General features: G+C 73.6%; 19 protein-coding genes and 1 pseudogene. 8 read left to right on the top strand and 12 right to left on the bottom strand.

The annotated features are described in order from the left end of the window. Positions 1-42 precede the first annotated feature (42 nt). A complete protein-coding gene (locus AC0VYN_RS26845) occupies positions 43-972 on the top strand; it encodes a rhomboid family intramembrane serine protease (protein ID WP_475533035.1) in 930 nt (309 codons plus the stop codon). After that, positions 969-1,871: a chitosanase gene (locus AC0VYN_RS26850; protein ID WP_475533036.1), complete on the top strand. Its 903-nt coding sequence runs from the start codon at positions 969-971 to the stop codon at positions 1,869-1,871. The genes AC0VYN_RS26845 and AC0VYN_RS26850 overlap by 4 nt, the downstream gene beginning before the upstream one ends. A gap of 101 nt (positions 1,872-1,972) precedes the next feature. Here the strand turns inward: AC0VYN_RS26850 and AC0VYN_RS26855 are convergent, their stop codons facing one another. The 3 genes and pseudogenes from AC0VYN_RS26855 to AC0VYN_RS26865 all read right to left on the bottom strand — a co-directional run bounded on the left by AC0VYN_RS26855 (position 1,973) and on the right by AC0VYN_RS26865 (position 9,142). Next, positions 1,973-3,436, bottom strand: coding sequence for a glutamate synthase subunit beta (locus AC0VYN_RS26855; protein ID WP_385462038.1), 1,464 nt, complete (start codon positions 3,434-3,436; stop codon positions 1,973-1,975). Further along, positions 3,429-7,973, bottom strand: a complete 4,545-nt coding sequence (gene gltB / locus AC0VYN_RS26860; protein WP_475536998.1) for a glutamate synthase large subunit — start codon at positions 7,971-7,973, stop codon at positions 3,429-3,431. Before gltB ends, AC0VYN_RS26855 begins: the two co-directional genes overlap by 8 nt. Positions 7,974-8,409: 436 nt before the next feature. Beyond that, a pseudogene (locus AC0VYN_RS26865) lies at positions 8,410-9,142 on the bottom strand (VIT1/CCC1 transporter family protein). Positions 9,143-9,398: 256 nt separating this feature from the next. On the opposite strand from AC0VYN_RS26865, the gene AC0VYN_RS26870 reads away from it, so the two are divergent. The 6 genes from AC0VYN_RS26870 to AC0VYN_RS26895 all read left to right on the top strand — a co-directional run bounded on the left by AC0VYN_RS26870 (position 9,399) and on the right by AC0VYN_RS26895 (position 16,362). Next, positions 9,399-10,526, top strand: coding sequence for an ADP-ribosylglycohydrolase family protein (locus tag AC0VYN_RS26870; protein ID WP_475533037.1), 1,128 nt, complete (start codon positions 9,399-9,401; stop codon positions 10,524-10,526). A 158-nt stretch (positions 10,527-10,684) separates the two neighbouring features. Then, on the top strand, positions 10,685-11,791 hold the full coding sequence (locus AC0VYN_RS26875) for an ADP-ribosylglycohydrolase family protein (RefSeq protein ID WP_475536999.1): 1,107 nt from the start codon (positions 10,685-10,687) through the stop codon (positions 11,789-11,791). Further along, positions 11,788-12,963: an ADP-ribosylglycohydrolase family protein gene (locus tag AC0VYN_RS26880; RefSeq protein ID WP_475533038.1), complete on the top strand. Its 1,176-nt coding sequence runs from the start codon at positions 11,788-11,790 to the stop codon at positions 12,961-12,963. The genes AC0VYN_RS26875 and AC0VYN_RS26880 overlap by 4 nt, the downstream gene beginning before the upstream one ends. Next, the gene (locus AC0VYN_RS26885) at positions 12,951-14,333 is read left to right on the top strand and encodes an ADP-ribosylglycohydrolase family protein (RefSeq protein ID WP_475533039.1); all 1,383 of its coding nucleotides are present in this window, start codon (positions 12,951-12,953) and stop codon (positions 14,331-14,333) included. The genes AC0VYN_RS26880 and AC0VYN_RS26885 overlap by 13 nt, the downstream gene beginning before the upstream one ends. Further along, positions 14,315-15,541 (top strand): CaiB/BaiF CoA transferase family protein, encoded by a 1,227-nt coding sequence (locus tag AC0VYN_RS26890; RefSeq protein WP_475533040.1) that lies wholly within the window; start codon positions 14,315-14,317, stop codon positions 15,539-15,541. The genes AC0VYN_RS26885 and AC0VYN_RS26890 overlap by 19 nt, the downstream gene beginning before the upstream one ends. Beyond that, positions 15,538-16,362 (top strand): HpcH/HpaI aldolase/citrate lyase family protein, encoded by an 825-nt coding sequence (locus AC0VYN_RS26895; RefSeq protein ID WP_475533041.1) that lies wholly within the window; start codon positions 15,538-15,540, stop codon positions 16,360-16,362. Before AC0VYN_RS26890 ends, AC0VYN_RS26895 begins: the two co-directional genes overlap by 4 nt. A 72-nt stretch (positions 16,363-16,434) precedes the next feature. On the opposite strand, the gene lgt is transcribed toward AC0VYN_RS26895, so the two are convergent. From lgt to AC0VYN_RS26940, 9 genes are all read right to left on the bottom strand, one after another. After that, positions 16,435-17,508, bottom strand: coding sequence for a prolipoprotein diacylglyceryl transferase (lgt, locus tag AC0VYN_RS26900; RefSeq protein WP_475533042.1), 1,074 nt, complete (start codon positions 17,506-17,508; stop codon positions 16,435-16,437). 85 nt (positions 17,509-17,593) lie between these two features. Beyond that, positions 17,594-18,367, bottom strand: a complete 774-nt coding sequence (locus tag AC0VYN_RS26905; protein WP_475533043.1) for a DsbA family protein — start codon at positions 18,365-18,367, stop codon at positions 17,594-17,596. Between the two features lie 87 nt (positions 18,368-18,454). Next, on the bottom strand, positions 18,455-19,270 hold the full coding sequence (gene trpA / locus AC0VYN_RS26910) for a tryptophan synthase subunit alpha (RefSeq protein ID WP_475533044.1): 816 nt from the start codon (positions 19,268-19,270) through the stop codon (positions 18,455-18,457). Then, on the bottom strand, positions 19,267-20,553 hold the full coding sequence (gene trpB / locus AC0VYN_RS26915) for a tryptophan synthase subunit beta (RefSeq protein ID WP_475533045.1): 1,287 nt from the start codon (positions 20,551-20,553) through the stop codon (positions 19,267-19,269). The genes trpA and trpB overlap by 4 nt, the downstream gene beginning before the upstream one ends. 105 nt (positions 20,554-20,658) lie before the next feature. Next, positions 20,659-20,832 carry a tryptophan biosynthesis modulator TrpM gene (gene trpM, locus AC0VYN_RS26920; protein WP_385467688.1) on the bottom strand — a complete coding sequence of 58 codons (174 nt, stop codon included), beginning with the start codon at positions 20,830-20,832 and terminating at the stop codon, positions 20,659-20,661. Positions 20,833-20,853: 21 nt separating this feature from the next. Continuing rightward, positions 20,854-21,663 (bottom strand): indole-3-glycerol phosphate synthase TrpC, encoded by an 810-nt coding sequence (gene trpC / locus AC0VYN_RS26925; RefSeq protein WP_475533046.1) that lies wholly within the window; start codon positions 21,661-21,663, stop codon positions 20,854-20,856. 117 nt (positions 21,664-21,780) lie between these two features. Beyond that, a complete protein-coding gene (locus AC0VYN_RS26930; RefSeq protein WP_475537000.1) occupies positions 21,781-22,242 on the bottom strand; it encodes a DUF2752 domain-containing protein in 462 nt (153 codons plus the stop codon). A gap of 93 nt (positions 22,243-22,335) precedes the next feature. Then, positions 22,336-22,581 (bottom strand): HGxxPAAW family protein, encoded by a 246-nt coding sequence (locus tag AC0VYN_RS26935; RefSeq protein ID WP_385467694.1) that lies wholly within the window; start codon positions 22,579-22,581, stop codon positions 22,336-22,338. 197 nt (positions 22,582-22,778) lie between these two features. Beyond that, the gene (locus AC0VYN_RS26940) at positions 22,779-23,420 is read right to left on the bottom strand and encodes a TIGR02234 family membrane protein (protein ID WP_475533047.1); all 642 of its coding nucleotides are present in this window, start codon (positions 23,418-23,420) and stop codon (positions 22,779-22,781) included. Positions 23,421-23,472: the final 52 nt, after the last annotated feature.

Below are 23,472 nucleotides of genomic sequence, written 5' to 3' on the forward strand. Positions count from 1 at the left end.
GTCCCCACCGGCTCACCGTCCGCCCGTCCCGAGGAGCCGGCCGTGGATTCCGAGTCCACCGTCACCACCTGCTACCGCCATCCCGCGGTGGAGTGTCATGTCCGCTGCACGCGCTGCGACCGTTTCATCTGCCCCGACTGCATGCACGAGGCCGCGGTGGGCCACCACTGCCCGGAGTGCGTGAAGGACGGCGCCCGGTCCGTGCGGCAGGTCCGGACGATCGTCGGCGGCCGGATCTCCGCGACGCCCGTCGTGACGTACGTACTGATCGGGCTCAACGTCCTCGCGTACCTGGGTGAGCTGGTGCGGCCGGGGATCGTGGACCGGTTCTCGATGGTCGGCGCGCGCCTGGCCGGGCCGGACGGCGGCCACTACGTCTACCAGAGCGTGTTCCCGGCGGACTTCCGTGCCGAGGGTGTCGTGGCCGGCGAGTGGGAGCGGATGCTCACCGGCGCCTTCCTGCACCTGGAGCCCACCGAGGGCGTGTTCGGCATCCTGCACATCGTGATGAACATGGCCGCGCTGTGGCAGCTCGGCCGCGTGGTGGAGCCGATGCTCGGCCGCGTCCGGTACGCCGTCCTGTACCTGCTGTCGGCGCTCGGCGGTTCCGTGCTGTGCCTGCTCCTCGCCGATCCCGCCCAGCCCTCGGTCGGCGCGTCGGGCGCGGTCTTCGGCCTCGGAGCCGCGTACTACGTCCTGGCCCGGCGGCTGGGCGCGGACATGGCGCCGGTCAACCGCTTCATGGGCTTCCTGCTGCTGTGGCTGCTGATCTCCGCGGGTCTCACCTCGTGGCAGGGCCACCTGGGCGGTCTGCTGACGGGCGGTGCGGTGGCCGCGGCGTACGCGTACGCGCCCCGCGACGGACGCCGGGTGCCGGTGCAGGCGGGCGCCTGCGCGGGTGTGGTGGTGCTGCTGGCGGTGTCGGCGGCGGTCAAGGTCTCGGAACTGTCAGGTGGAGGTATCCCCCAGTGAAACGTGCCGGTGTGCTGCTCCTCGCGGCCGTCCCCGTGGTCGCCACGGGGGTGTACTTCCTGATGCCGGCGGACTCGGCCGACGCCCCGGCCACTCCGCCGGCCACCACCGCCCAGTCGGCCCGCGACGACGCCAAGGACCGCGCCGAGCAGGAGCGGAACGCGGACGACGAGCTGATCGCCGACCTGCCGCCGGGGCTCGCCGCCCCGGCGAAGAAGGAGCTGGCGCAGCAACTGGTGTCCAGCGCCGAGAACTCGACCACCGACTGGCGCAGCGCCTACGGCACCATCGAGGACCTCGGTCAGGGCGACGGCTACACCGCGGGCATCATCGGCTTCTGCACCGGCACCCACGACCTGCTCGCCCTGGTCGAGCACTACACCGAGGAGCACCCGGACAACGGCCTGGCGAAGTACCTGCCGGCCCTGCGCGAGGTGGACGGCACCGACTCCCACGAGGGCCTCGACCCCGGCTTCACGGCCGCCTGGGAGGCGGAGGCGCGGCTCCCCGCGTTCCGCACGGCCCAGGAGCAGGAGCGCGACCGCGTCTACTTCCAGCCGTCGGTGCGCCTGGCCAAGCTGGACGGTCTCGGCACGCTGGGCCAGTTCGTCTACTTCGACGCGATGGTCTTCCACGGCCCCGACAGCGACGCGGACGGCTTCTACAGCCTGCGCGAGCGTGCCATGGAGAAGGCGAGGACCCCGGGCGAGGGCGGGTCCGAGAAGGCCTACCTGGACGCGTTCCTCGACATCCGGCGCGACGCCATGCTGGCCAAGCGGCCGGACATCGACACCTCACGCGTCGACACGGCCCAGCGCCGGTTCCTGAAGGCGGGGAACCTGGCCCTGGACACGCCGCTGGTGTGGGAGATGTACGGGGACACCTACAAGCTGCCCTGAACATGCGACGGCGCCTGCCCGTTCGTCCGGTCGGGGACAGGGCAGGCGCCGTCAGTGTTCCGCACGCCTTTGTGCGGGACGACTGGTGGGGCTTCCGGCCGTCAGACCGCCAGTGCGCGGTCCGTCGGGCGGATCGGGGCCGGCAGGTCGCTGGCTCCGGTCAGGAAGCGGTCCGCGCCGCGTGCGGCGGAGCGGCCCTCGGCGATCGCCCAGACGATGAGCGACTGGCCGCGGCCGGCGTCACCGGCGACGAACACACCCGGCACATTGGTCTGGAAGTCGGCGTCCCGGGCGATGTTACCCCGTTCGTCGAGCTCCAGGCCGAACTGGTCGACCAGGCCGTTCTCCCGGTCGGTGCCGGTGAAGCCCATGGCGAGGGTGACGAGCTGGGCCGGGATCTTGCGCTCGGTGCCCGGCTTCGGGGTCAGCCTGCCCTCGACGAACTCGACCTCGCTCATGTGCAGCCACTGGACGTTGCCGTCCTCGTCGCCCTCGAAGTGGGTCGTGGAGACGGCGTAGACCCGCTCGCCGCCCTCCTCGTGGGCGCTGGTCACCTTGTAGAGCATCGGGAAGGTCGGCCACGGCTGCGCGACCGGGTTCCGCTCCTCGCCCGGCCGGGGCATGATCTCCAGCTGGGTGACGGAGGCCGCGCCCTGACGGTGGGCGGTGCCCACGCAGTCGGCGCCGGTGTCGCCGCCGCCGATGACGACGACGTGCTTGCCCTCGGCGGAGATCGGCGGGGCGACGTAGTCGCCCTCCTGCACCTTGTTGGCCAGGGGCAGGTACTCCATGGCCTGGTGGATGCCGTTCAGCTCGCGGCCGGGGACCGGCAGGTCGCGGGCGGTGGTGGCGCCGGCGGCGATGACGACGGCGTCGTAGCGCTTCTTCAGGTCGGTCGCCTTGAGGTCGCGGCCGATCTCGACGCCGGTGCGGAAGCGGGTGCCCTCCGCGCGCATCTGCTCTATGCGGCGGTTGATGTGCCGCTTCTCCATCTTGAACTCGGGGATGCCGTACCGGAGGAGGCCTCCGACGCGGTCCGCGCGCTCGTAGACGGCGACGGTGTGGCCGGCCCGGGTCAGCTGCTGGGCGGCGGCCAGGCCCGCGGGGCCCGAGCCGATGACCGCGACGGTCTTGCCGGACAGGCGCTCCGGGATCTGCGGGGCGACGTCCCCGGTCTCCCACGCCTTGTCGATGATCGAGACCTCGACGTTCTTGATGGTGACCGGCGGCTGGTTGATGCCGAGCACGCACGCCGACTCGCACGGAGCCGGGCACAGGCGGCCGGTGAACTCCGGGAAGTTGTTGGTGGCGTGCAGGCGCTCCTGCGCGGCCGACCAGTCCTCACGGTAGGCGTAGTCGTTCCACTCGGGGATCAGGTTCCCGAGCGGGCAGCCGTTGTGGCAGAACGGGATGCCGCAGTCCATGCACCGGCTGGCCTGCTTGCTGATGATCGGCAGCAGGGAGCCGGGGACGTAGACCTCGTTCCAGTCCTTGACGCGTTCCGTGACGGGCCGGGTCTTGGCGACCTCGCGGCCGTGGTTCAGGAAGCCCTTGGGATCAGCCATTGGTCGCCGCCTCCATCATCTTCTCGGTGATCTCGGTCTCGGAGAGACCGGCTCGCTCGGCGGCGTCCTTGGCGGCGAGCACTGCCTTGTACGTACGGGGAATGATCTTGCTGAAGCGCTCCGCGGCGGCCGGCCAGTCGGCGAGCAGCTTCCGGGCGACCGTGGACCCGGTCTCCTCGGCGTGGCGGCGCACCACGTCGTGCAGCCACTCCTTGTCCGCGTCGTCCAGTGCCTCGACCGCGTCGAGGTTGCCGGCGTTGACGTTGTCCGGGTCGAGGTCGACGACGTAGGCGGTGCCGCCGGACATGCCGGCCGCGAAGTTGCGCCCGGTCTCGCCGAGGACGACCGCCTGGCCGCCGGTCATGTACTCGCAGCCGTGGTCGCCGACGCCCTCGGAGACGACCAGCGCGCCGGAGTTGCGGACGCAGAAGCGTTCGCCGACCTTGCCGCGCAGGAACATCTCGCCGCCGGTGGCGCCGTAGCCGATGGTGTTGCCGGCGATGGTGGAGTACTCGGCGAGGTGGTCGGCGCCCCGGTCGGGGCGGACGATCAGCCGGCCGCCGGAGAGGCCCTTGCCGACGTAGTCGTTGGCGTCGCCCTCCAGGCGCAGTGTGATGCCGCGCGGGACGAAGGCGCCGAAGGACTGGCCGGCGGAACCGGTGAAGGTGATGTCGACGGTGTCGTCGGGCAGGCCCGCGCCGCCGAACTTCTTCGTCACCTCGTGGCCGAGCATGGTGCCGACCGTGCGGTTGATGTTGCGGATGGCGACCTGGGCGCGCACCGGTGCGGCACCGGTGGCGTCCGTGGCGCCCAGCGCGTCCGAGGCGAGCTTGATCAGCTCGTTGTCGAGGGCCTTCTCCAGGCCGTGGTCCTGGCCGACGGCCTGGTGGCGGACCGCGCCCTCGGGCAGCTCGGGCACGTGGAAGAGCGGGGCCAGGTCCAGGCCCTGCGCCTTCCAGTGGTTCACGGCGCGGGTGACGTCGAGGGCCTCGGCGTGGCCGACGGCCTCCTCGATGGAGCGGAAGCCCAGTTCGGCGAGGATCTCGCGGACCTCCTCGGCGATGAACCGGAAGAAGTTCACGATGTACTCGGCCTTGCCGGCGAACCGGTCGCGCAGCACCGGGTTCTGGGTGGCGATGCCGACCGGGCAGGTGTCCAGGTGGCAGACGCGCATCATGACGCAGCCGGAGACGACGAGCGGCGCGGTGGCGAAGCCGAACTCCTCGGCGCCCAGCAGCGCGGCGATGACGACGTCGCGGCCGGTCTTGAGCTGGCCGTCGGTCTGGACGACGATCCGGTCGCGCAGGCCGTTGAGCAGCAGGGTCTGCTGGGTCTCGGCGAGGCCGAGCTCCCAGGGGCCGCCCGCGTGCTTGAGCGAGGTGAGCGGGGAGGCACCGGTGCCGCCGTCGTGGCCGGAGATGAGCACGACGTCCGCGTGGGCCTTGGACACGCCCGCCGCGACCGTGCCGACGCCGACCTCGGAGACCAGCTTGACGTGGATCCGCGCCTGCGGATTCGCGTTCTTCAGGTCGTGGATCAGCTGGGCGAGGTCCTCGATGGAGTAGATGTCGTGGTGCGGCGGCGGGGAGATCAGGCCGACGCCGGGGGTGGAGTGCCGGGTCTTGGCGACCCAGGGGTACACCTTGTGGCCGGGCAGTTGGCCGCCCTCGCCGGGCTTGGCGCCCTGGGCCATCTTGATCTGGATGTCGTCCGCGTTGACCAGGTACTCGGAGGTGACGCCGAAGCGGCCGGAGGCGACCTGCTTGATCGCCGACCGGCGGGCCGGGTCGTACAGGCGCTCCGGGTCCTCGCCGCCCTCACCGGTGTTGGACTTGCCGCCCAGCTGGTTCATGGCGATGGCGAGCGTCTCGTGCGCCTCCTGGGAGATGGAGCCGTACGACATGGCGCCGGTGGAGAAGCGCTTGACGATCTCGGAGACGGGCTCGACCTCGTCGAGCGGCACCGGCTGCCGGCCGGAGGTGAAGCCGAAGAGGCCGCGCAGCGTCATCAGGCGCTCGGACTGCTCGTTCACGCGGTCGGTGTACTTCTTGAAGATGTCGTACCGGCCGGAGCGCGTGGAGTGCTGGAGGCGGAAGACCGTCTCCGGGTCGAACAGGTGCGGTTCGCCCTCGCGGCGCCACTGGTACTCGCCGCCGATGTCCAGCGCCCGGTGCGCGGGCGCGATGCCGCTGGCCGGGTAGGCCTTCGCGTGGCGGGCGGCGACCTCCTTCGCGATGACGTCGATGCCGACGCCGCCGATCTTGGTGGCGGTGCCGTTGAAGTACTTCTCCACGAAGCCCTCGTCGAGGCCGACGGCCTCGAAGACCTGGGCGCCGCGGTAGGAGGCGACGGTGGAGATGCCCATCTTGGACATGACCTTGAGGACGCCCTTGCCGAGGGCGTAGATCAGGTTGCGGATGGCCTGCTCGGGCTCGCCGTCGGCGGTCTGCAGGAAGGTGCCGGCGCGGACCAGGTCCTCGACGGACTCCATGGCCAGGTAGGGGTTGACGGCCGCGGCGCCGTAGCCGATGAGCAGCGCGACGTGGTGGACCTCGCGGACGTCGCCGGCCTCGACCAGCAGGCCCACCTGGGTGCGCTGCTTGGTGCGGATGAGGTGGTGGTGGACGGCCGCGGTGAGCAGCAGCGACGGGATCGGGGCGTGCTCGGCGTCCGAGTGGCGGTCCGACAGGACGATCAGCCGGGCGCCGTTCTCGATCGCGGCGTCGGCCTCGGCGCAGATCTCCTCTATGCGCGCGGCGAGCGCGTCGCCGCCGCCGTGCACCCGGTACAGGCCGGAGAGGGTCGCGGCCTTGAAACCGGGCATGTCGCCGTCGGCGTTGATGTGGATGAGCTTGGCCAGCTCGTCGTTGTCGATGACCGGGAAGGGCAGGGACACGCTGCGGCAGGAGGCGGCCGTCGGGTCGAGCAGGTTGCCCTGCGGGCCGAGCGAGCTGCGCAGGGAGGTGACCAGTTCCTCGCGGATCGCGTCCAGCGGCGGGTTGGTGACCTGGGCGAACAGCTGGGTGAAGTAGTCGAAGAGCAGCCGGGGGCGCTCGGACAGCGCGGCGATCGGCGAGTCGGTGCCCATGGAGCCGATCGGCTCGGCACCGGCCTTGGCCATCGGCGCGAGGATGACGCGCAGCTCCTCCTCGGTGTACCCGAAGGTCTGCTGGCGCCGGGTGACCGAGGCGTGGGTGTGCACGATGTGCTCGCGCTCGGGAAGGTCGGACAGCTCGATCTCGCCGGCCTCGAGCCACTCGGCGTACGGCATCTCCGCCGCGAGCTGGGCCTTGATCTCGTCGTCCTCGATGATGCGGTGCTCGGCGGTGTCCACGAGGAACATGCGGCCGGGCTGGAGGCGGCCCTTGCGGACGACCTTCGCCGGGTCGATGTCGAGGACGCCGACCTCGGAGCCGAGGACGACGAGGCCGTCGTCGGTGACCCAGTAGCGGCCGGGGCGCAGACCGTTGCGGTCGAGGACGGCGCCGACCTGGGTGCCGTCGGTGAAGGTGACGCAGGCGGGGCCGTCCCAGGGCTCCATCATCGTGGAGTGGAACTGGTAGAAGGCGCGCCGGGCCGGCTCCATGGACTCGTGGTTCTCCCACGCCTCCGGGATCATCATCAGCACGGAGTGCGGCAGTGACCGCCCGCCCAGGTGCAGCAGCTCGAGGACCTCGTCGAAGGAGGCGGAGTCCGAGGCGTCGGGCGTACAGATCGGGAACAGCCGCTCCAGGTCCGGGGAGGCGCCGAAGACGTCGGAGACGAGCTGGGACTCGCGGGCGACCATCCAGTTGCGGTTGCCCTTGACCGTGTTGATCTCGCCGTTGTGCGCGACGAAGCGGTACGGGTGGGCGAGCGGCCACGACGGGAAGGTGTTCGTGGAGAACCGGGAGTGCACGAGCGCGATCGCGGACGCGAAGCGGCGGTCGGACAGGTCCGGGAAGAAGGGCTCGAGCTGGCCGGTGGTCAGCATGCCCTTGTAGACGATGGTCCGCGCGGACAGCGACGGGAAGTAGACACCCACCTCGCGCTCGGCGCGCTTGCGCAGCGCGAAGGCGCGGCGGTCGAGGGCGATGCCCTGCGAGGCGCCGTCGGTCACGAAGACCTGGCGGAAGACCGGCATGGTCGAACGGGCGGTGGCGCCGAGCATCTGCGGGGCGACCGGGACCTCGCGCCAGCCGAGGACGGTGAGGCCCTCCTCTGCCGCGATCGTCCCGATCCGCGTGACGGCGTCCTCGGTGCCGTCCGCCGGCAGGAAGGCGATGCCCACGGCATACGCCCCGGCCTCGGGCAGCTCGAATTCGGCCACCTCGCGGAAGAAGGCGTCCGGCACCTGGGAGAGGATGCCCGCGCCGTCGCCCGAGTCGGGCTCGGAGCCGGTGGCACCGCGGTGCTCCAGGTTGCGCAGGACGGTCAGGGCCTGGTCGACAAGGGTGTGGGAGGCCTCGCCCGTGAGGGTGGCGACGAAGCCGACGCCGCAGGCGTCGTGCTCGTTGCGGGGGTCGTACATACCCTGCGCAGCAGGGCGAGCATCCATGAAGGACCAGTTCTGGCCATTCGCGGAGTGCTGGGACGGCTGGCGCGGCGTACGCATCGGCTCTCCCGTCGTCGTCAGGTGGCATGTGGCAAGTTGCCGAGGGACGACGTTGGCCCTCTGCGGTGGGTGCAAAATTTGATGTAGGTTACATGATGGAGTGGTTCTCGGTAACCGGGATAATCCGTTCCATCATGCGGACATCGGCGGGTCCTCCGGCGGGGTACCGGAGCCCGGCGACGGAAGCCTTGGAGACCGCTGCGGACAGATCGGTGTCCGTCGGGGCCCTGGGGGGCGGGGGGAGCGTCGTCGCCCACTCCGCGAGTACACGTCGGGCGTCGTTGCCCGCAGCGCTTACGGCTCATGCCCGATGGTCATGCACTCGAAACCAGCGAGTAACGACTACTTATGCGGTCCGACGCATAAGTTCGAGGCCCGGCTATCCTACGGCCGTTCCGAACAGGCTGCCCAGGAGATATGTCACACCCGCCGCGGCGCCACCGAGCGCGAGCTGCCGCAGTCCGCTGTACCACCAGCTGCGCGCCGTCACCTTGGCCACCACCGCGCCGCACAGGAACAGACCGGCCAGCGCCAGCAGGACGGCGGGCCACAGCGCACTGGCGCCGAGCAGGAACGGCAGGACCGGCAGCAGGGCGCCCAGGGCGAACGAACCGAACGAGGACACGGCCGCGACCAGCGGGGACGGCAGGTCGCCGGGGTCGATGCCCAGCTCCTCGCGGGCGTGTATCTCCAGGGCCTGCTCGGGATCCCGGGACAGCTGGCGGGCCACCTCGCGGGCGAAGCTCCGGCTCGACGCCCCGCACCTCGTAGAGGGCGGCCAGCTCGGCCTCCTCGTCCTTCGGGTGCTTCCTCAGCTCCCGGCGCTCCACGTCCAGCTCGGCCTCGACGAGCTCGCGCTGGGAGGCGACGGACGTGTACTCGCCGGCCGCCATGGAGAAGGCACCGGCGGCGAGACCGGCGAGGCCGCTGAGCACGACGGTCTGCTGACCGGCCGCCCCGCCGGCGACGCCGGTCATCAGGGCGAGGTTGGAGACCAGGCCGTCCATGGCGCCGAAGACGGCGGGGCGCAGCCAGCCGCCGTTCACGTCCCTGTGGGTGTGGTTGTCGCGGTGCGCCTCGTGCAGCGACGCCTCGGTCTCGATGATGGCCACGGGTCCCCCAGAGGTCTTTTTGGACGAGTTCTACTTTTCGACAACACCAAACGTACGTCGGTCATGCCCGTCCCGCCAGCAAGGAAAGGCTGGGCTTACCTGCGCTTTCGTGCCCGCGCGGTCCTGCGTGATCTCGTCTGCCCCCATGTCGACCGGGTGACGCCGGCGCGTGTGAGGCTGCGCGGCGAGCCGCACCGGGGACAGTTCCGCAAAGGGCTGTGCGCCTCTTCGGGCGCCGCCTGAGAGGAGAGGCCGCATGGCATCCACCGCCTGCATTCCCTCGGTCCCCGCCCCGGGGGACGCCGCCGGGCTCCGTGAACGGGCGCGCGGCGCGCTGCTCGGTCTGGCCGTCGGGGACGCCCTCGGGGCGCCGGCCGAGAACATGAAGCCCTCCGAGATCCGCGCCCGCTGGGGCCGCATCACCGGATACGTGGCGGAGCGGCCGTCCGGCACGGACGACACGGAGTACGCGATCTTCTCGGGTCTGCTGCTGGCCCGGCACGGTGCCGCGCTCACCCCGGCCCACGTGGAGGCGGCCTGGCACGAGTGGATCGCGGACCGGGAGGAGGGGCCCTTCCGGGGCGCGGGCTTCAGCGAGCGCGGCACCCTGGAGAACCTGCGCCGCGGGCTGGCCGCCCCCATCTCCGCCCAGCACCGCCACGCCTGGAGCGACGGGCTGGCCATGCGGGCCGCGCCGCACGGGGTGTTCGCGGCCGGCCGGCCCGCCGAGGCGGCCCGCCTGGTGGCGGTCGACGGTTCGGTCAGCCACGACGGCGAGGGCATCTACGGCGGGCAGGCGGTGGCCGCGGGTGTCGCGGCGGCGATGACGGGGGCGCCGCCCGTGGCGGTCGTGGCCTCGGCCCTGGCCGTCGTCCCGGACGACTCCTGGACGGCCCGCTGTCTGCGCCGCGCGATGACGGCGGCCCACCTCGGCGAACGCGCGGTCCGCTCCGCGGTGGTCATCGGCGGCTACCCGTGGACGGATCTCGCCCCCGAGGCGGTCGCCCTCGCCTTCGGCGCGTTCGCGGCGGCCGACGGGGACTTCACCGACGCCGTGCTGACGGCCGTGAACATGGGCCGCGACGCCGACACCACGGCGGCGGTGGCCGGCGCGCTGGCCGGGGCGAGCCGCGGGGTGGCCGCCATCCCCGCCGAGTGGGCCTCGGCCATCGGCCCGGCCCGCGGCTCCTGCCTGCCGGCGATGGCCGGGCACCACGTGCTGGAGATCGCGGACCTGCTGGTGCCGGGCGGCCGGCCGCCGGGAGGTGAGGTCGCGGGAGGACCGGGGCCCGCGGAGCGCCGCGCCCCGGCGCCCAGCGGGCGCGACGCCGCCGCGCTCGTGGCACCCGTGCCGGACGGCGGGACGGCGGAGGTGTGGCCGTGACCCGCTCCCGCCCCGCCGACGAGGAAGCGGCCACCACGGCGTACGTGGCCCACCCCGACGACGACACCGCCCGGCCCGCCGTCGGCGGTGCCGCCTCGCCGGTCGCCGACGGCGGACCTCGCCCCTCGCCCGGGAAGGCGCCCCGGCGGGTCGAAGGGCTGCTGCTCGGCCTCGCCGCCGGGGACGCGGCCGGCTGGCCCGCCGCCCGGCACCGCGCCGCCCGGATGCCCGAGTGGACCCGCCGTCTCACCCGCGAGCTGGACACCTTCGCCGAGCAGAACGCGACGACCACCCTCCCCGTCCCCATCGCCCTGAACCAGCCCCCGGAGCCCCTGTGCCTCGGCCCGTCGGACGACGCCGAGTGGGCGGCGTTCGCAGCGGAGGCCCTGCTGCGCGCCGGGGACGACAGCGCGCTCGGCGACCTCAGCCGGGAGCGCCGGACGCGCGCCGCGATCGACCTCACCTGGAACGCCGTCGCCAGCGAGGTCGCCGCGGCGGCGGACCGCGCCCCCGAGATCGAGTCGGCCGTCCTGCCCCTGCGCGCCCGCATCTCGGTACGGGCCGGGCTCGGCAACCTCGCCACCGGCCTGCGCCCGCCCGCCACCGGCCACGACAACCCGCACTACTTCGACGACGCCGCCTGCGTCCGGGCCTGCGTCCTGGCCGTCGCCCACCCCGGCGCCCCGCGGCTCGCCGCCGACCTCGCCGAGTTCGACGCCCGCTACACCCAGGACGGCGACGGCGTGCACGGTGCCCGTGCCATGGCCGCGGCACTGGCGTGCGCCCTCGGCGGCAGCGACGTGGAGGCCTGTGTGGACGCCGCGCTCGCCGAGCTCCCCGAGGAGACCGAGATCGGCCGCAACACCCGGCAGGCCCTCGCCCTCACGGCCGAGGCCGACAGTGCCTTCGCCCTGGTCCCCCTGCTGGAGCACCAGATCGTCGACCACGTCTACAGCTACGGCGTCGCCGCCGCCGAGACCGTCCCGGTCGCCCTCGCCCTGGCCCTGGCCGCCCGGGGCCGGATCGCCGAGGCGGTACCGGCGGCGGCCTGCCTGTCCCGCGTCGCGGACTCCGCCCCGGCGCTGGCGGGCGCCCTCACCGGCGCCCTCGGCGGCGGCGCGTCCATCCCCGCTCCCTGGCGCGACGCCTGCCGCACGCTCCCCGGCTGCGTTCTGCCCCGGCTCACCGGCACGGACCTGGTGGAACTCGCCGGGCTCCTGCACGCCGCGCAACCGCCCCGACCCGAAGGAGGACGCACACCATGACGGCCCGCACATCGGAGAACGGCACGGCGAGCCTGGAGGAGCGCGTCACCGGCGCCCTCGTCGGCGCGGCCGTCGGCGACGCGCTCGGCGGCCCGGTCGAGGGCTACTCCCCCGAGCAGATCCTCGAACGCCACGGCGGCCGGATCCACGGCGTCGTCGGCCCCTGGCAGGGCGACGCCTGGCGCACCGCCCGCCCCGTCGCCCCGTACCACAAGGGCGACGGCCACGTCACCGACGACACCCTGATGACCCACGCGCTGGTCCGGGTCTACGCCGGCGTCCGCGACCACCTCGACGCGTACGCGGTCGCCGAGCACCTGGTCCCGGACCTGATGACGGTGCCCCGCTGGATCCCGGAACTGGAGGCGGAGGCCCTCCCGCTCCAGCGGATCTTCCTCGCCGAGAAGTGGCTGGTGGCGAGGATCCACTACGGCCACGCGGACCCGCGCGAGGCCGGCACCGGCAACATCGTCAACTGCGGCGCGGCGATGTACATGGCCCCGGTGGGCCTGGTCAACGCGGCCGGCCCGGCGGCCGCCTACGCCGAGGCGCTGGACGTCGCGGGCGCGCACCAGTCGTCGTACGGCCGTGAGGCGGCCGGCGTCTTCGCGGCGGCGGTCGCGGCGGCGTGCGCTCCCGGCGCGACGCCGGACTCGGTGCTGTCGGCGTGCCTGTCCCTGGCGAAGGACGGCACGCGGGCGGCGATCGAGGCGGTCGCCGAGGCGGCCTCGCGGCACTCGGACTACGAGTCGGCTCTCGCGCCGCTGCGGGAGGCGGTGGCACCGTACGACACGGTCGGCCCGGACTACCGCGCTCCCGGTCTCGGCGCCCGCCGTCCGTCCCGGCTGCACGCGATCGAGGAACTTCCCGTCGCCCTCGGCATGCTGCTGGTGTCCGGCGGCGACTACCGCCACGCGGTCCTCGGCGCGGTCAACTACGGCCGCGACTGCGACTCCATCGCCACGATGGCGGGCGCGCTGGCCGGGGCACTGGGTTCGCCCGTCCCGGAGGACTGGGCCAAGACGGTCGCGGAGGCGAGCCGCCTGGACCTGTGGGAGCCGGCGGCGGCACTCACCGAGGTGGCCCGGGAGGTCTTCGAGCGGGACGTCGCGCGACGCCGCGCCCACGAACGGGCGTTCGCCGCGATCGGAGGCGCGGGATGCTCCGACTGACCTGGGTCCAACCGGAGGACCTGATCGGCCACGAACTGCGCCAGGCCGCGCTGGACGGCCGCGAGGCGTCGGCGGTCGCCGCCCGCTGGCGCTCGGCGGGCGGCTGCGACGCGCCGTCCCGGGCGGGCGCGTCCCCCCAGCCGGCCTCCCCCGGCGTACGCCTGCTGGCCGAGGAGCTGCTGGACGAACTGGCCGCCCTGCCGAACCCGTCGGCGGAGCGGGAACCGACGGACCTGGAGGCCATCAGGGCCCGGTGCCCGGACTGGCCCGCGCCGCGCACCGCCCCTCCCCCGGCCGTGTCCGCCGAACGGCTGGAGGCCGCCTGGCTGGGCCGGGCCGCCGGCTGCCTCCTCGGCAAGCCGGTCGAGAAGCTCCCCCTGACCGGCATCCGCCGCCTCGCTGGGGCCACCGGGAACTGGCCCCTGACGTCGTACTTCACGGCCCGGGGCGTGCCCCCGGAGCTCGCCGCCGACCACCCCTGGAACCGCCGCTCCGCGTCCACCTCCCTCGCCGAGAACATCGACGGCATGCCGGAGGACGACGACCTCGACTACCCCCTCCTCAATCTCCTGCTCCTCCAGCGCCACGGCCGGGCCTTCACCACCGCCGACGTCGCCCGCGTCTGGCTCGACGAACTCCCCGCCGGCCGCGCCTTCACCGCCGAACGGGTCGCCTACCGCAACCTGCTCACCGGTCTCGAACCCCCGCTCACGGCAAGCCACCGCAACCCCTTCCGCGAGTGGATCGGCGCCCTGATCCGCGCCGACGTGCACGGCTGGACCAACCCCGGCGACCCGGCCGCCGCCGCCGAGCAGGCGCATCGCGACGCGACGCTCACCCACACAGCGAGCGGTGTCCACGCGGCGATGTTCGCGGCGGCGGTCCTCGCCGAGGCCGCCACCGGGACCCGCGACGTCCACGCCTGCCTGCGCACCGGCCTCACGGTCGTCCCGTCCGGCTCACGCCTCGCCGAGGCGGTGCGGCACGCCGTCCGGCTCGCGCGGACGCACGACGACTTCGACGTGGTCGTGGACGCGCTCCACGCCACCCACTCCCCCTCCCACCACTGGGTCCACGCCGTCCCCAACACCGCCCTGATCGCCGCCGCCCTCACCCACGCGGACGGCGACTTCCACGGCTCGGTCTGCCGGGCCGTGTCGGGAGGCTGGGACACCGACTCCAACGGGGCCACTGCGGGCAGCGTCGCCGCCCTGCTCGCCGGTTCCCCGGCCGCCCTGCCCGAGCAGTGGACCGCCCCGCTGAAGAACCGTCTGGCCACCTCGGTCGGCGGCTTCGACGGCATCGGCTTCGACACCCTCGCCCACCTCACCCACACGGAGGCCACCCGCTCATGCCCCGGCCCGTCGTGACTCCCCCCGCGCCCCTGCCCGTACCGGCCCCCCTGGCCGGCCTGCGCGTCCTCGATCTCGCCACCCTCTTCGCGGGTCCGCTCGCCGCCACCATGCTCGGCGACTTCGGCGCCGAGGTCGTCAAGGTCGAGCACCCCACCCGCCCCGACCCCTCCCGCGGCCACGGACCGTCCAAGGACGGCATCGGTCTGTGGTGGAAGCTGCTGGGACGCAACAAGCGCACGATCACCCTCGACCTGTCGAAACCCGCCGGCCGGACCACCCTGCTGCGTCTCGCCGCGACCGCGGACGTCGTCATCGAGAACTTCCGCCCGGGCACCCTGGAGAAGTGGGACCTGGGCTGGGACGAACTGTCCGCGGTCAACCCGCGCCTGGTCCTCACCCGGGTCACCGGCTTCGGCCAGTTCGGCCCGTACGCGCGCCGCCCCGGGTTCGGCACGCTCGCCGAGGCCATGAGCGGCTTCGCCGCGATGACCGGCGAGCCGGACGCGCCGCCGACGCTGCCGCCGTTCGGGCTGGCGGACTCGATCGCCGCGCTGGCGACGGCGTACGCCGTGATGACGGCCCTGTCCGCCCGCGACCTCACCGGCGAGGGCCAGGTGGTGGACATGGCGATCATCGAGCCCATCCTGACCGTGCTGGGCCCGCAGCCGATCTGGTACGACCAGCTCGGCCACGTCCAGCCGCGCACCGGCAACCGCTCCCAGAACAACGCCCCGCGCAACACCTACAGGACCGCCGACGGCACCTGGGTCGCCGTCTCCACCTCCGCCCAGTCGGTCGCCGAGCGCGTGATGTGCCTGGTGGGCCGCCCGGAGCTGGTCGACGAGCCGTGGTTCGCGACGGGGGCCGACCGGGCCCGGCACGCCGACGTGCTGGACGCGGCGGTCGGCGACTGGATCGCCCGGCACACCCGTGCCGACGTGATCGCCGCCTTCGAGAAGGCGGAGGCGGCCGTAGCCCCGGTCCAGGACGTGCGGGACGTGATGACCGACCCGCAGTACCAGGCCCTCGACACGGTCACCACGGTCGACGATCCCGAGCTGGGGCCGCTGCGCATGCAGAACGTGCTGTTCCGGCTCTCCGCCACCCCCGGCGCGATCCGCTGGGCCGGCCGGCCCCACGGCGCGGACACCGAGGAGGTGCTGACCGAACTGGGTCTGACCCCGGCGGACGTGAAGGAGCTGCGCGAGGCGGGGGTCGTATGACGCCCCCCGCGCTGACCTGGCTGTACGCCCCCGGGGACCGGCCCCGGGTGGTCGCCAAGGCCCTCGCCGCCGGGGCCGACGTGGTCGTGATCGACCTGGAGGACGCGGTCGCCCCGGACCGCAAGGAGTACGCCCGCGCCTGCACCGCCGAGCTGCTCACCGAACCGCAGCCGGTGCCGGTGCACGTGCGGGTGAACGCCCTGGCCGGGCCGCTGGGCGCGGCGGACCTGGCGGCGGTGGCCGCGCTGCCGGGGCTGTCCGGGCTGCGCCTGCCCAAGGTGACGTCCCCCGGGCAGGTCGCCGCCGTCGCCGAGGCGACCGGCGGGCCGCCCCTGTACGCGCTGCTGGAGACGGCCCTGGGAGTGGAGCGGGCCTACGCGATCGCCGCCGCCCACCCGGCGTTGCGCGGCATCGCCCTCGGCGAGGCGGACCTCCGGGCCGACCTGGGCGTACGGGGTGACGCGGGCCTGGACTGGTCGCGTGCGCGGGTGGTGGTGGCCGCGCGGGCGGCGGGGCTGGCGCCGCCGTCGCAGACGGTGCATCCGGACACCCGGGACCTGGAGGGCCTGGCCGCGTCCTGCGCGCACGGCCGCGCCCTGGGTTTCCTGGGCCGCGCCGCCATCCACCCCCGTCAGCTGCCGATCATCGAGCGGGCGTACCTGCCCACCGAGCGGGAGCTGGAGGAGGCGGAGACGATCGTCAAGGCGGCCACCACGCAGCCGGGTGCCCAGGCGCTGCCGGACGGCCGGTTCATCGACGCGGCGGTGGTGGCGACGGCCCGGCGCACCCTGTCCCTGGCCCGGCGGCCCGTCCTGGCCTGACACGTCCTGGCCCGACACACGCCTAGGGCGCCCGGATCGCTCCGGGCGCCCTCGCTGACGTACGGCGGACGGTCAGCCCTTCCGGGCCGGGTCGGCCCCGTCCTTCACGTCCTCCGCGGTGCCGGCCCCGGCGTCCTCGTCACGCCGGCCGTCCTCGGCCTCCCCGGCGGCCTCGGCGCTCCCGGGAGCCTCGGCGTCCTTCGCGGCCCCGGTGTCCTTGGGGGTCACGGAGTCCGTGGCGGACCCGGTCTTGGGGGTCGCGGCGTCCTTGGAGGGCCTGGCGTCCGTGTCCGCCTCCGCGTCGTCCCCGGCGTCCTTGCCGGAGCCCTCCGCGGCCGGCTCCACCACGGCCTCCCGGCCCGGCCGCATCCGCGCCGAGACCACCATGTAGACGACCGCCAGCAGGAACACGAAGAGCGCGGTCCAGTTGTTCAGCCGCAGGCCCAGGATGTGGTGGGCGTCGTCGACGCGCATGTACTCGATCCAGAAGCGGCCCGCGCAGTACGCGGCGACGTACAGCGCGAACGCCCGCCCGTGCCCGAGCTTGAAGCGGCGGTCGGCCCAGATGACGAGCAGGGCGACGCCGATGCACCACAGCGACTCGTACAGGAACGTCGGGTGGTACGTGCCCGGCTCCCGCCCGTCGGCCGACGACGTGATCTTCAGCGCCCAGGGCAGGTCGGTGGCCCTGCCGTAGAGCTCCTGGTTGAACCAGTTGCCCCAGCGGCCGAGGGCCTGGGCGAGGGCGATGCCGGGGGCGACGGCGTCGGCGTACGCGGGCATCGGGATGCCCCGGCGCCGGGCGCCGATCCAGGCGCCGAGCGCGCCGAGCGCGATCGCGCCCCAGATGCCGAGGCCGCCCTCCCAGATCTTGAAGGCGTCCACCCAGTCACGGCCGTCGCTGAAGTACAGCTCGTAGTCCGTGATCACGTGGTAGAGCCGGCCGCCGATCAGGCCGAACGGAACGGCCCAGACCGCGATGTCGGCCACCGTGCCGGCCCGCCCGCCGCGGGCGATCCAGCGCTTGTTGCCGAGCCAGACGGCAACGAAGACGCCGATGATGATGCAGAACGCATAGCCGCGCAGCGGGATGGGACCGAGGTGCAGCACCCCGCGCGACGGGCTGGGAATGAAGGCAAGTTCCATGGCAGGGTCGACGCTACCGTGTGGGACGGGGGGTGCGGCGGCCAGCCCGGCTACGGGTCCGTAACGGGCGGGGGGCCGACCGGGCCTACTTGTCGGCCTCCTGCACGAGCTGCTTCAGCTTCGCCGGAGTCATCGACTCCTCCTTGTAGATGTTCCTGCCGTCCAGCAGCACGGTCGGCGTGCCGCTGAAGCCGGCCTTCAGGAAGGCTTTGTTCGACTTGTCGACCCAGCCGTCGTGCGTGCCGTCCTTCACGCACTTCTGGAAGGCGGGGGTGTCCAGGCCGTCCACCTTTCCGGCCAGCCCGATCAGCTTGCCGTTGCCGGCGAAGGCGTCGTCGGTCTCCTCGGGCTGACTGTCGTACAGCACGTCGTGGTAGGCCGGGAACCTGCCGGCGTCCTGGGCGCAGGCGGCGGCGTTGGCCGCCTTGCGGGAGCCGCTGCCGCCCATGTTGCCGTCGATGATCGTCGCCAGGTGGTACTCGACCTTGAGCTGCCCGGCCTTGGTCAGCTCGTGGATCGTGTCGCGGTACGTCAGCTCGAAGGCCTTGCAGGCCGGGCAGCGGAAGTCCTCCCAGACGGTGAGCGTCGACCCGGCGCTCTCCTTGCCGACGGGGATGGCGAGGCTGTCCTTGCCCTGCGCGCCCGAGGGCGCCACGACCGGGCCCGCCGACTCGCTGCCGTCGTCCTTGCCGGCGTTCGCGGCGATCACGCCGATCACCGCGGCCAGGCCCATGACGCAGACCACGGACGCGCCCACGATCAGCGCGCGCCGGCGCTTGTCCCTGGACCTCTGCTTCTCGCGCTGGGCCGCCAGCTTCTCACGGGCGGTGCGCTTTCCGTCTCGGTTCTTCTCGCTCACACCCCGCAGAACGAACCGGGGAGGCGCACAGCGCCTCCCCGGTCCCAGGTCCACCCGTACGAGGGACCCCCTGTCATGGGCTTGCCGTCACGCCTGCCGACGCACGCCCTTCGACAGGTCGGCGGCGAGCGCGCGGACGCCCTCCAGGCCGGCCGCGTCGTCGGGGGCGTCCAGCATCCGCTTGACGAAGGCGGAGCCGACGATCACACCGTCGGCGAAGCCGGCCACCTCGGCGGCCTGCGCCGCGTTGGAGACGCCGAGCCCGACGCAGACCGGGGTGTCGGTGGTGGCGCGGGTGCGCCGCACCAGGTCCTCGGCCTGCGCGCCGACCGACTCGCGGGTGCCGGTGACGCCCATGAGGGAGGCGGCGTAGACGAAGCCGCTGCCGGCCGCGGTGATCTCGGCGAGCCGCGCGTCCTTGCTGCTCGGCGCGACCACGAAGACCGTGGCGAGCCCGTGCTTGTGGGCGTGCTCCTGCCACAGCGCCGACTCCTGCACGGGCAGGTCGGGCAGGATGCACCCGGCGCCGCCCGCCTCGGCGAGCTCGGCGGTGAAGCGCTCGACGCCGTAGCGGTCGATGGGGTTCCAGTACGTCATGACGAGGATCGGCTTGCCGGTGGCCTCGTGCGCCTCGCGGACCGTGCGCATCACGTCGGCGATCCTCACGCCGCCGCGCAGGGCGATGTCGTCGGCGGTCTGGATGACCGGGCCGTCGAGGACGGGGTCGCTGTGCGGCAGACCCACCTCGACGACGTCGGCGCCGCCGTCGAGCGCCGCCTTGACCGCCTCGATTCCGCCGTCCACGGTCGGGAACCCGGCCGGAAGGTAGGCGATCAGGGCGGCGCGGCCCTCGGCCCTCGCCGCGGCGAGGGTGTCGTTCAGAAGCTGCACATTCCCGCTCACTTGGCGTCCCCCTCGATCTCGGCGGTGGTGCCGGCCTCGTCGGCGGCGACCTCGGCGTCGGTGTCGTACAGCCCGAAGTAGCGGGCGGCGGTGTCCATGTCCTTGTCGCCGCGGCCGGACAGGTTGACCACGATCAGCCCGTCCGTGCCCAGCTCCCTGCCGACCTCCAGGGCCCCGGCGAGGGCGTGGGCGGACTCGATGGCAGGGATGATGCCCTCGGTGCGCGACAGCAGGCGCAGCGCCTGCATGGCGGCGTCGTCGGTGACCGCGCGGTACTCGCCGCGGCCGGAGTCCTTGAGGTGGGCGTGCTCGGGTCCGATGCCCGGGTAGTCGAGGCCGGCCGAGATGGAGTACGGCTCGGTGATCTGGCCCTCGTCGTCCTGGAGGACGTAGGACCGGGAGCCGTGCAGGATGCCGGGCTCGCCGGCGGTCAGGGTGGCCGCGTGCTCGCCGGTCTCGATGCCGTGCCCGGCCGGCTCGCAGCCGATGAGGCGGACGTCCGTGTCCGGGATGAAGGCGTGGAAGAGGCCGATGGCGTTGGAGCCGCCGCCGACGCAGGCGATCGCGGCGTCGGGGAGGCGTCCGGCCTGCTCGAGGAGCTGACGGCGGGCCTCGACGCCGATGACGCGGTGGAAGTCGCGCACCATCGCCGGGAAGGGGTGCGGGCCGGCGACGGTGCCGAACAGGTAGTGGGTGCGGTCCACGTTGGCGACCCAGTCGCGGAACGCCTCGTTGATGGCGTCCTTGAGCGTGCGGCTGCCGGACTTCACGGCGATGACCTCGGCGCCGAGCATGCGCATGCGGGCCACGTTGAGGGCCTGGCGCCGGGTGTCGATCTCGCCCATGTAGATGGTGCAGTCGAGGCCGAACAGCGCGCAGGCCGTGGCCGTCGCCACGCCGTGCTGACCGGCGCCGGTCTCGGCGATCACGCGGGTCTTGCCCATGCGCTTGGTGAGCAGGGCCTGGCCGAGCACGTTGTTGATCTTGTGCGAGCCGGTGTGGTTCAGGTCCTCGCGCTTGAGGAAGACGCGGGCTCCGCCGGCGTGCTCGGCGAAGCGGGGGACCTCGGTGAGGGACGAGGGGCGGCCGGTGTAGTGGACGAGCAGGTCGTCGAGCTCGCGGGCGAACTCGGGGTCCGACTTGGCCTTGTCGTACTCGACGGCGACCTCGTCCACGGCGGCGACGAGGGCCTCCGGGATGAACTTGCCGCCGAACGCGCCGAAGTAGCCCTCGGCGTTCGGGATCCGGCCCTCGGGGTCGGGGATGAAGAAGTTGCTGGGCATGCGTGAACCTCACGGTGAGTGTCTGGTGTGACCAATCGCCGTGGGGGCGAGGACTCGTTGTCGGCTGCCGGCCGTCGTGGGCCGGTCGCGCAGTTCCCCGCGCCCCTATGGGGCGCGTTGCCATCGACGGCCGTTGACCTGGCCGGGCTCGTCTCCGATGACGTACCTCACCCGGCGGCCGTGCACCCGGCGTGCGGGCGCGCGACAGCCTCGGGGCCGGCAGCCGCGCGCGAGGCGGGCGTACGGGTCCCGGGGGGCCGGGGCGAGGGTGAGCGTCATCGGGGTCAGCCTACCGGCGGGTCAGCCGCGGCCGTGTCGCAGTGCCGGGTGCTCGCCCGCGGCCACCAGGTCGGAGACGGCGGTCCTGGGGTCGCGGCCGGTGACCAGGGACTCGCCGACCAGGACCGCGTCCGCGCCCTCGTTGGCGTAGGCGATGAGGTCGTGCGGGCCGCGGACGCCGGATTCGGCGACCTTGACGATGTGCGCGGGGATCTCGGGGGCGACCCGTTCGAACGTGCCGCGGTCGACCTCGAGCGTCTTCAGGTTGCGCGCGTTGACACCGATGATCTTCGCGCCGGCGTCCACCGCGCGCTCGGCCTCGTCCTCGTCGTGCACCTCGACGAGCGGGCTGAGTCCGATGGACTCGGCGCGCTCGATCAGCGACTCCAGGGCCGGCTGGTCGAGGGCCGCGACGATCAGCAGTACGAGGTCGGCGCCGTGCGCCCGGGCCTCCCACAGCTGGTACGACGTGACGATGAAGTCCTTGCGCAGCACGGGGATGTCCACGCGCGCGCGGACGGAGTCCAGGTCGGCCAGCGAGCCGCCGAAGCGGCGCTGTTCGGTGAGGACGGAGATGACGGCCGCGCCGCCCGCCTCGTAGTCCGCGGCTAGTCCGGCCGGGTCGGCGATGGCGGCCAGCGCGCCCTTGGACGGGCTGGAGCGCTTGACCTCGCAGATGACCTTGACGCCGTCGCCCCGCAGGGCGCTGACGCCGTCCTTGGCGGGGCGGGCCTTGGCCGCGCGCTCCTTGAGCTCGTCGAGGCTGACGCGCGCCTGCCGTTCCGCGAGGTCGGCACGGACTCCGTCGATGATCTCGTCGAGCACACTCACGCGAGCGGCCCCCTTTCAGACGGCGAAACGTGTGGTCACTGCGATGGTATCCGGAGGAGCGCGCAGGCCCCGCATCCGGTGGACGGTGGTCTTGCCACCTGGACGTTCCCCTGACGGTCAGGGGTGGAGCCAGCCGCCGAACGGCAGGTTGCGGACCACGGTGAAGACCAGCAGCAACGTGCCCAGCGTCCACAGGTGCGCCGGGCCCAGGTCGACCCGGACCGGCCGGCCGCGCGCCGCGCGCACCACCCAGACGGTCCACAGCACGGCGAAGGCCGCGTAGCCGAGGACGGCCGGCGCGTTGGCGTGCAGCGCGGTCAGGACGTCCCCGTGGACGAACGCGTGGGCGCTGCGCAGGCCGCCGCAGCCGGGGCAGTAGACGCCGGTGAAGCGCAGCAGCGGGCAGGCGGGGTAGTGGCCGGGTTCGTTGGGGTCGACGCTCCCCACGTAGGCGAAGGCGCCGGCGACGGCCGCCAGGACCCCGGCCGGTACGGCCACGCGGGCCGCGGCGGCCGCCCCGCCGGGGCGGGGCAGGGTGCTGCTCGGGGTCGGTCTCGGGCTCTCGTCCACGCCCCGCATTCTGCCCGGCACGGCCCCCGCGCGCACGTGAGGGGCGGCCCCGGCACCGAGTGCCGGTCCACCCCTCAGGGAGTACTGCGCGACCGCGGCGGGTCAGCCCTTGGCGCCGGCCGGCTCGCGGCTGACCTGGTGCACCGGGTGGTCCTCCTTCGGCTGGCCGAGGCCCATCGCGCGCATGATGAAGCCCACGACGCCGCCGAGGAGCACGACCGCGATGCCGGCCCAGAAGCCCGCCGGCTGGGCCGCCACCATGAACACGCCCGCGATGCAGAAACCGATGAAGGTGATGATGACACCCGCCCAGGCGGCCGGGGTGTGACCGTGGCTGCTGCCCGCCATTGCTTGCTCCTCGTTGCTGTGTACGTGTCTGAGCAGGACGCTCGCGCCCATTGTCCCGCACGGGTGCGCGCGTCGTGACCGGGGGTGGTCCTCCACGCGCGCGTGGCGGTGACCGGACGCCCCGGAGGTGCGTGGCGGGTGTACGGGTGCCCCTCGGCGCACGGCCGAACCGCGCCGTCGCGCCGGGTGCGCGCGGGTCAGGCGCCGGTCGGGTCCTCGCCCCGGTCCAGGGCCTTCCACAGGTCCTCGGGGCGGTCGGGGTCCACTGCCTTGGCCGTGCGGCGCGGACGCGGGGTGCCGTCGCGTTCGTAGCGGCCGGACATGGCGGGCCACAGCCGGCCGTAGCGCAGGGCCAGCAGCCCGGCCAGCAGGAGCAGGACGCCGCCGGCGGCGGCGACGTAGGGCCAGGCGGTGTGGGAGAGGGCGTCCACGGTGGCCGAGGTGTCGCCGGCGGCCTCGGCGGCCTTGTCGTCCAGGGCGGAGCCGTCGGAGGCGCCGGCCAGGGCCGCGGCGACGGTGCCCGCGCCGCTCAGCGCGAGCAGGGCGGCGACGGCGAACCGGCCGGCGCGGCGGACGGCGAAGACGGCGACGAGCGCGGCGAGGCCCACTATCGCGAGCGCCGCGGGGACGCCCGTGACGTCGCTGCCCCTGGCGGTCAGGGGGAACGCGCCGCCGGCCACGGTCGCGGTGCCCTCCGCCCACTCCTGCCGGGTGGCGAGCAGGACGACGGCCGCGCCGAGCGCGCCGCACAGCAGGGCGGCGGCGAGGCTCCGGCGGCCGGCCCGGGCGGGTCCTGCGGCGGGGGTACGGGGGTGAGGAACAGCTGTCACGTACTCCACTATCGCCCGAACCCCGGGCGATACGTCACCCGGGGTTCGGAATGCGGGGCGT

The sequence above is a fragment of the Streptomyces sp. 63XJN7_1_ISO-PGPR-S23-121 genome (genome assembly GCF_056173025.1).